The organism is Pseudoalteromonas sp. 31A1, from assembly GCF_011378815.1.
Classification (GTDB): Bacteria; Pseudomonadota; Gammaproteobacteria; order Enterobacterales; family Alteromonadaceae; genus Pseudoalteromonas; species Pseudoalteromonas arctica.
Genome location: NZ_WTKY01000043.1, coordinates 1 through 8,808 on the forward strand (window position 1 = coordinate 1; position 8,808 = coordinate 8,808).

The following is an 8,808-nucleotide window of genomic DNA, read 5'->3' on the forward strand; positions in this document are numbered from 1 at the left end:
CCCTAAATAAAAGCCACTCAAGTACCCGTAATCCCGTCCAAAACGCCAATTAAAACAACACCAAACTCCCACTTTATATTCTGCATAAAGTACAGTAATAGATTGAACCAAAATAGGAACTCAGCTATGGTTTGTTTATCAATAAAAACAATTAAAAAACGAGTTAATCTACAGGCTCGTTAGTTTACTAGTGAATTAAAATAGATATGAGTCTAACTAAAATTATATTATTGTCATCTTACTCATTATTCTTTGTTTGTGGGATTTTGACTGGAAGGAATAATATTGAAGATTGGATTGCGTCTTTAATTCTATATAGCATGACTCACTATTATATTTTACCGTTCTGTACGGGTAAGCCAATGTCCTTACCTTATTCAAGTGAAATGGCTAACAAAGATGAAAACGATGGTTACCGTTACTTGTTGTTTGGTATCTCTTTTGTTTTAGCTTTAGCTGTATTAGCAAATTAAATAGATAAGTAAACTAACAAGGCGTTCTAACGGATAATGCTCCTCACCCGTTTTAGTGGACACCTCCTCATCACTTTGATGAGGCTAAAATGCCTAGATATACTCAACCTAGGAAGACATGGTTTTACCCAGTTAATTTCAAAATCAAAGTGCAGTGGCATAGTGATTTTGGCCACTATTTACATACAAACTTGTATAAAACCAAGTGGGGATTTTTTATGCCTTAGTTTTATTAAAAACGCCCACTAATGTTAAACTACAAAAAATTTAATTACTTAATATTACCATGGCATTTTACATTCCTTTATTACAACCACATTTTAAGCACATTGAAATTGGCGATACGTTAACATCACTTTGGAGTGGCTGTGGCAGTATTGTGCAGTGCCAGCTTGATGATAAAGCCTGTGTTGTTAAAGCTATTAAAATACCCAGCTATATACACCACCCTAAAATTAAGCAAAGCGAATTTGCGCTTGAAAGAAAGCAGTATTCCTATAGCGTTGAATACACTTTTTATAAGCTTTATAGCCAGCATTTACCAGCACATGCGCAAAGTATTGAATGTATAAGCGCAATTAATAAAGGCGATGAATATGCGCTGGTGTTTAAGGACTTCACCAAACATGGATTTACTCAAGCGGGGCAGCAACATGTTAAAGCTATATTAAAATGGCTTGCACACTTTCATGCGTTTAACTTAAGTAAACCCGCAGATGGATTATGGCAGCAAGGCAATTACTGGCATTTAAGCACGCGCCCAGATGAGTTTAATAAATTAAAAACAACGGATGATAAAAAGTCCGATATTAAAAATGCTGCACATAAAATAGATGAGCAACTACAACGTTGTGCGTACAAAACGCTGATTCATGGCGATGCAAAACTTGGTAACTTTGCAGCAAATGAGAGTGGTAAAATACTCGGTTATGATTTTCAGTATATAGGTGCAGGTTGCGGGATAATTGATGTAATGTATTTTATGACCAGTTGCTTAAGTGATGCACAATTACACGAAAGCGCTGATGAGTATCTTGCTTATTATTTTGATAATTTAAAGAATGCTATTGCTACTTATCACCCTTTAGCACCTGCCGATAAAATAGCTGACGATTGGCTCGCTTTATGGCCTGCTGCATGGGCTGACTTTTATCGATTTTTATCTGGCTGGAGCCCTGAGCATCAAAAAATAAATAGTTATATGCAACAGCAAGTAAACAGCTGGTTAGCGAGTAACATTTAATAAACACAAAGGGTTAATGGCTTGCATAAATATCAAGCAAAACAATACATTTTGGCACGATGTATGAAAATCTCTTTAAAACTACAGGTCAAATGACCTTTTTTAATATAAAATACCGCAAATTCTTCTATCACTAGGTTTACATCATGGCTATTCACGTTATTTCTCACCCTCTTGTTCAACATAAATTAGGCCTAATGCGCGCGCATGGTATTAGCACTAAAAGCTTTCGTGAATTGTGTTCTGAAGTAGGTACTTTATTAACCTACGAAGCAACAAAAAACCTACAGTTAGAAGATAACGAAATTACAGGCTGGGATGGCAATAAATTAAAAGTAGAGCATATTAAAGGTAAAAAAATTACTGTAGTGCCTATTTTGCGTGCTGGTCTTGGCATGATGGACGGTGTAATGCAGTTATTACCAGCGGCTAAAGTAAGTGTTGTTGGTCTTGAACGTAACGAAGAAACACTAGAGCCAGTACCATATTTTGAAAAGTTAGTAGGTAATATTGATGAGCGCTTAAGCTTAGTTATTGACCCTATGCTTGCTACGGGTGGCTCAATGATTGCCACAATCGATATGCTTAAAAAAGCAGGCTGTAAAGAAATCAAAGTAATTGTACTAGTTGCAGCACCAGAAGGTGTTGAAAGAACACTTACAGCTCATCCAGATGTAGAAATATTTACAGCCTCAGTGGATAGCCACTTAAACGAAAAGGGCTATATTATCCCTGGTTTAGGCGATGCGGGCGACAAAATATTTGGTACTGTTTAGGAGTCTTAAGTGCAAAATAATGACACCTTTTCAATAAAAACTATTTTAACGGGCGCGCAAATGCTGTTTGTAGCATTTGGTGCGCTGGTATTAGTGCCGCTTTTAACGGGCTTGGATCCTAATGTTGCGCTTTTTACCGCAGGCATTGGTACCTTGCTGTTTCAGGTAGTGACTAAAGGCCAAGTGCCTATATTTTTAGCGTCATCATTTGCCTTTATTGCACCTATTATTGCCGCTGTGCAAATGTGGGGCGTGCCGGCCACTATGGGCGGCTTAATGGTGGCGGGTTTTGCTTATATGCTTTTAAGTTTATTAGTGAAATTTAAAGGCGTTGCAACGCTTCATAAAATTTTACCACCTGTGGTTGTAGGCCCAGTAATTATGGTTATTGGTTTAGCGCTTGCACCTGTTGCTGTAAATATGGCGATGGGTAAAAGTGGCGACGGCAGTATTCAAATTATTGATTACACCAGCGCTATTTATATTTCGTTGTTCTCGTTAGTGGTTACGCTTATTTTTGCAGTATGGGGAAAAGGCGTATTTAAGCTTATACCTATACTAGCAGGGGTTGTAGCGGGTTATTGTTTATCGCTTGGTATGGGCGTTGTGCAATTTGACGCAGTGACTAACGCACAGTGGTTTGCTGTACCAAACTTTACTTGGCCTGAGTTTAAATGGCAGGCTATTTTGTTTATGGTACCTGTAGCAATAGCACCTGCAATTGAGCATATTGGCGATATGATGGCTATTAGCCAAGTAACCAATAAAGACTTTTTGAAAAAGCCTGGGCTTCATCGTACTTTGTTTGGTGATGGCCTTGCGACTTCTGCGGCATCATTATTTGGTGGCCCGCCTAACACTACTTACTCAGAAGTAACGGGGGCAGTTATGCTTACCAAAAACTTCAATCCTAAAGTAATGATGTGGACAGCTGTTATTGCCATTATTTTAGCGTTTGTAGCTAAGATGGGATCTGGTTTGCAAACTATTCCTGTGCCAGTAATGGGCGGAATTATGATTCTACTTTTTGGCTCTATTGCTGTAGTGGGTTTAAATACATTAGTTAAGTCGGGCGATGATTTAACAGCACCACGTAACTTAAGTATTGTTGCACTTACTTTGGTGTGCGGTATTGGCGGTATGCATATTGGTGGCAGCCAATTTAGTTTAGAGGGCGTAAGCCTTTGCGCTATTTTAGGAATAGTACTTAACTTAGTATTACCAAAAGCAGAGCCTGAAAAAGTTTAATTTTGCACATTAGCTAAATAGATTGCACCATAATAGCGCATTTATAATGCGCTATTTTTTTAACCTATTAATAAATATATAAAAATAATAATGGTCTAGTATCTGCATTTAACTCCCAGACGCATTGTATGCAAAGGAGTAACCATGTCAGAGGCCAATATTGTGGATATAACCCCGTTTTTAGCAAAACACCAACTGCCTTTAAAGTATCAATATTTGAGTGAGCAATATTTTGTTCCACTTGCGCATGACATCCTCGAATCTAAAAAAACAAATACTCCTATTTTTGTTGCCATAAATGGATGCCAAGGCTCAGGAAAAACAACACTCGCTGATTTTTTAGTTACCTGGTTTTCTAAAAACACACCACTTAACAGTGTTGCATTGTCGATTGATGACTTTTATTTAGCAAAACAAGCACGTAGTGAACTTGCCAAAGACGTACATCCTCTTTTTACTACTCGCGGAGTACCGGGTACTCACGATGTAGCGTTAATGAATAGCACAATAACTAACTTACTGGCAGGAGAGGTAAACGTACCGCTTCCAGGGTTTAATAAACACGAAGACGACTGCGTGCCAGCAAGTGATTGGCTAACAAACAAAAAGCCAGTTGATATTGTTATTTTAGAAGGGTGGTGTGTAGGCAGTGAGCCACAACCGCTGTTTTCATTGAGTGAGCCGCTTAACGAGTTAGAGCAACAGTTTGATAAAGAAAGCGTTTGGCGCCGCTGTGTAAACAGCTGTTTAGCAAACGAATACAAAGCCGTTTTTAACCTAATTGATTATACCGTTATGCTAAAAGCACCGAGTTTTAGTGATGTTTTTACATGGCGACAAGAGCAAGAACAAAAGCTAATAGCCAAAAAAGGTGAAGGCTCAGGCACCATGACTAACGAGCAATTGATGTATTTTATTTCTCATTTTGAGCGCATTACGCGTGAGAACTTAAACACACTGAGCGCTAAAGCAAACGCTTTAATTGAACTTGATAGCAATCGCGATATAAGCGGTATGCACCTAACGAGTGATGACACACTTCAACCCATTATTTTTACAGATTTGGACGGCACATTACTCGATCACGCCGATTACAATACAAATAATATCAGTGAGTTACTACAGCAGTTGCAAAATGCACATATTCCTGTGGTGTTTAATACCAGCAAAACTTTTTGCGAAGTTATAGAGCTTAAAAACAATTTAAATATTCAACAGCCTTTTATTGTCGAAAACGGTGCAGCGGTATTTATTCCAGAAGACTATTTTGAATTAAAGCCAATTGGTTGTAAAAAAGTAGGCGCTTACTGGTGCTACGCAATGGCAAAGCCGCTATCGAGTTTATTAAAGGACTTAAATACTTTAAAAGCGGATTACAAAGCGCATTACAAATTGTTTAGTGACTTATCGAGTGAGCAAATATCAGAACTTACAGGTCTTAGCGATGCGCAAGCAAGACGCGCACAAACCCGCGATTATTCAGACCCTCTTTATTGGTATGGCAACGACGAATTACTCACAGCCTTTGTAAACGATGTTGAAGCACTCGGCTACGATATAAAAATTGGTGGGCGCTTCATTCATATTGCCAAAAATACCGATAAAAGCGCTGCACAGCAGTGGTTAGTTAAACAGTTTACCCATCATTTCAGAAAGCCTCTCACGGTCATTGCACTTGGTGATAGCGATAACGATAAGCAAATGTTAGAGCATGCAAATATCGCCATTATTATCGCCAATCCGGCGAGTAAAAAGCCGGTTAAATTGTCGCACAATAAAGCACGATACTCTCAATCGCCAGCACCGCTGGGCTGGATTGAAGAAATAACATCGTTGCCGTGCATTAGCAGTATTTTAAGTATTTCTGAGGAGCAAACATCTCATGGCTGATTTTTATCAAAATGGCATTATTACAACATTACATAATATTGCCGACAGACCAATAGAAGATCTAGAAAAAGAGCTACTTACTTTTAGCAAGCAGCGCCCAATGGGATTAATACTTCCTTCGTTATTTAGTGAACTTGAAGGCCCTGCGCTGCAAAATATAGTTAGCGAGTTGCGTGAAGTACCGTATTTGTCACAAATTACTATAGGCTTAGATAGAGCCGACGAAGCACAGTACCGCCATGCACTTGGTTTTTTTAAAGAGCTAAACCAAAACCACAAAGTATTATGGAACGACGGCCCACGCTTACAAGCACTTGATAAAGAATTACAAGAGCTAGGCGTTGCACCGCGTGAGCTTGGTAAAGGCCGTAACGTGTGGTACTGCATGGGCTATAAATTAGCAACAGCGGAAGTGGAATCTATCGCGCTGCATGATTGCGATATTTTAACCTACGACAGAAGCTTACTTGCTCGCTTAATTTACCCCGTTGCGCATCCGCGTTTTAACTATGAATTTTGTAAAGGGTTTTACCCGCGTACTGCGAATGGCAAAATTAATGGCCGTGTATCGCGCTTATTAGTAACGCCTTTGCTTCGCTCCTTTAAAACAATTTTAGGCAATACCGACTACCTTGAATATATGGACTCTTTTAGGTACCCACTTGCAGGTGAGTTTTCGTTTAGACGCGATGTTTTAAACGATATTCGCATTCCAAGTGACTGGGGCCTTGAAATAGGCGTACTGAGTGAAATGTATCGTAATTACTCCCATAACCGCTTATGCCAAGTAGATATTGCAGATAATTACGATCATAAGCACCAAGAACTTTCACTTGATGACCAAAGTGCAGGTTTGTCTAAAATGTCGATTGATATTACTAAGGCATTGTTTAGAAAGCTGGCAACTCAAGGTGTCACTTTTACCAGCGAAACAATTCGCTCACTAAAAGCAACGTACTACCGTATCGGTCTAGATTTTATTGAAACCTATCACAACGATGCGTTAATGAACGGGCTAACGCTTGATGTACACCAAGAAGAAAAAGCAGTAGAAATGTTTGCACAAAATATTATGGAAGCAGGCCAACACTTTTTAGAAAACCCAATGGAAGCGCCATTTGTACCAAGTTGGAACCGTGTTGTATCAGCAATGCCAGACGTACTTGAGCGCTTAAAAGAAGCCGTAGAACTAGATAACGAAGAATATAGTTAACCTGTACGCAGGTTAACTAGCCTATAAGTCTAAATAATAAATATTAGGGGCGCATGTGATTTCAGTTAGCGAATTATTTTTACAACGAGTAGAGCAACATCTTCATATTATTTATGAGGGTGTTGAGCTGCCTTTATCGGTTACTGAGCTTGCTCAGCAACTCATTAAAATTATATTAGGTAGCAATGCACTGCGCGACCCGACACCCCATACAAACCGATGGGATGAACAAGATATAGTATTGATTGCTTATGGCGATTCTATTATTAAACACGATGATAGTGAATTTGCCGTATCGAGCCCAATGGAGGCACCGCTTAAAACACTACACCGGTTTATAAAAGAGCAATGTGATATGCAGTTAAATGCGCTGCATATATTGCCATTTTACCCGTATAGCTCAGATGAAGGCTTTGCCGTAATGAACTACGTGCAAGTGAATGAGTCGTTAGGTGATTGGGGAGATATTCAAAACATCGCTAAAGACGTAAAGTTAATGGCAGATTTAGTTATTAACCATTGCTCAAGCAGAAGCGTATGGTTTGAGAACTTTTTAAACGATTTACACCCTGGTAAAGACTACTTTAAAACAGCCAGCTTAACGGATGATTTAAGCCAAGTTGTACGCCCGCGAACCTCATCGTTATTAAATACTGTAACAACGCCAAGCGGTGAAAAGCACGTATGGTGTACGTTTAGTCACGATCAGGTTGATTTTGACTTTGGCAATCCTGATGTACTTAAAGAGTTTGTGGGAATAATTAGGCATTATTTAGACAATGGCGTACGTTTATTTAGACTCGATGCGGTTGCATTTTTGTGGAAACAGCTTAATACAAGTTGTATTAACTTGCCGCAAACACATGAAGCCGTAAGGCTCATGCGAACGCTTATTGAGCACGCAGAGCCCAGCGTAGTTATAATTACCGAAACCAATATTCCAAACCAAGAAAACCTATCGTACTTTGGTAACGCTAACGAAGCGCACAGTATTTATAACTTTGCATTGCCGCCATTGTTGCTACACACATTACTTAGCGGCGATAGCACAGCAATTAAACATTGGATGATGAGTATGCCGCCTGCGCAAAATGGTACTGCATACTTTAACTTTATAGCCTCGCATGATGGAATAGGGCTCAGACCCATTGAAGGTTTACTACAACCCAGCGAAGTGGCCTCACTAGTAAGTACAACCATGCAGTTTGGTGGTCGTGTATCTATGCGTACCAGTAATGATGGTACACATACACCGTACGAGCTAAATATTGCTTTATTTGATGCACTGCAAGGAACGCACAATGGCCCCGATAAGTTTGGCCTTGAGCGATTTATGTGTGCTCACGCAATTATGTTTGCACTTGAAGGTATCCCAGGGCTTTATATTCATAGTTTGTTGGGTACAACTAACGATTACGACCGATTTGAAAATTCACAGCATAACCGCGCTATAAATCGTCATCGTTGGCAAGAATCAAAGCTACTGGCTGCAATTGGTGAAAAGTATAGTCATCATCATAAAGTGTTTAACGGCATAAAAAGCTTATTGGCAGTACGCAAAAAGCAGAGTGCCTTTCACCCCAATGCTACACAGTTTACGCTACATTTAGCAGGTGGGTTGTTTGGTTTTTGGAGACAAAGCATTGACAGGCGCCAAAGTATATTTTGTGTTTATAACATTAGCGATAAACCACAAACACTCACATTGGCCGACTTAAACTTAATTAACACCCAAAAGTGGTTTGATTTGGTGGCAAATAAAACGATTGAAGAAAGCCAATTAACGATAGAGCTAGAACCATACCAAAGCGTGTGGCTGAGTAATATTAAATAAGACCTATTAAAAAGGCTCGCACTGCGAGCCTTTGTTTTAACTAGGGCGTGTTGATCTTTGTGGATTGAAATTTGTTCAATCTAGGGGCGATTAAATCGCGACGCGAGGTTTGTAACCTAGTGGGCTAAGTA

At 39.3% G+C, this 8,808-nt stretch carries 6 protein-coding genes; all 6 read left to right on the forward strand.

Annotated features, from left to right (window positions below):
* The first annotated feature begins 759 nt into the window (after window positions 1-759).
* The 6 genes from GQR52_RS19920 to GQR52_RS19945 all read left to right on the forward strand — a co-directional run bounded on the left by GQR52_RS19920 (window position 760) and on the right by GQR52_RS19945 (window position 8,677).
* Window positions 760-1,716, forward strand: coding sequence for a phosphotransferase (locus GQR52_RS19920; RefSeq protein WP_165729564.1), 957 nt, complete (start codon window positions 760-762; stop codon window positions 1,714-1,716).
* Window positions 1,717-1,862: 146 nt separating this feature from the next.
* Window positions 1,863-2,492 (forward strand): uracil phosphoribosyltransferase, encoded by a 630-nt coding sequence (upp, locus tag GQR52_RS19925; RefSeq protein WP_007580883.1) that lies wholly within the window; start codon window positions 1,863-1,865, stop codon window positions 2,490-2,492.
* A 9-nt stretch (window positions 2,493-2,501) separates the two neighbouring features.
* The gene (locus GQR52_RS19930) at window positions 2,502-3,740 is read left to right on the forward strand and encodes a uracil-xanthine permease family protein (protein WP_165729565.1); all 1,239 of its coding nucleotides are present in this window, start codon (window positions 2,502-2,504) and stop codon (window positions 3,738-3,740) included.
* A 144-nt stretch (window positions 3,741-3,884) separates the two neighbouring features.
* Window positions 3,885-5,630 (forward strand): HAD-IIB family hydrolase, encoded by a 1,746-nt coding sequence (locus GQR52_RS19935; RefSeq protein WP_165729566.1) that lies wholly within the window; start codon window positions 3,885-3,887, stop codon window positions 5,628-5,630.
* Window positions 5,623-6,843, forward strand: a complete 1,221-nt coding sequence (locus GQR52_RS19940) for a glycosyl transferase (protein WP_002958673.1) — start codon at window positions 5,623-5,625, stop codon at window positions 6,841-6,843. The genes GQR52_RS19935 and GQR52_RS19940 overlap by 8 nt, the downstream gene beginning before the upstream one ends.
* A gap of 55 nt (window positions 6,844-6,898) precedes the next feature.
* Window positions 6,899-8,677: an alpha-amylase family glycosyl hydrolase gene (locus GQR52_RS19945; protein WP_165729567.1), complete on the forward strand. Its 1,779-nt coding sequence runs from the start codon at window positions 6,899-6,901 to the stop codon at window positions 8,675-8,677.
* Window positions 8,678-8,808: the final 131 nt, after the last annotated feature.

Coding starts and splice junctions, on each gene's coding strand:
- GQR52_RS19920 (WP_165729564.1), top strand. CDS start 760: ATGGCATTTTACATTCCTTTATTACAACCACATTTTAAGCACATTGAA.
- GQR52_RS19940 (WP_002958673.1), top strand. CDS start 5,623: ATGGCTGATTTTTATCAAAATGGCATTATTACAACATTACATAATATT.
- upp (WP_007580883.1), top strand. CDS start 1,863: ATGGCTATTCACGTTATTTCTCACCCTCTTGTTCAACATAAATTAGGC.
- GQR52_RS19935 (WP_165729566.1), top strand. CDS start 3,885: ATGTCAGAGGCCAATATTGTGGATATAACCCCGTTTTTAGCAAAACAC.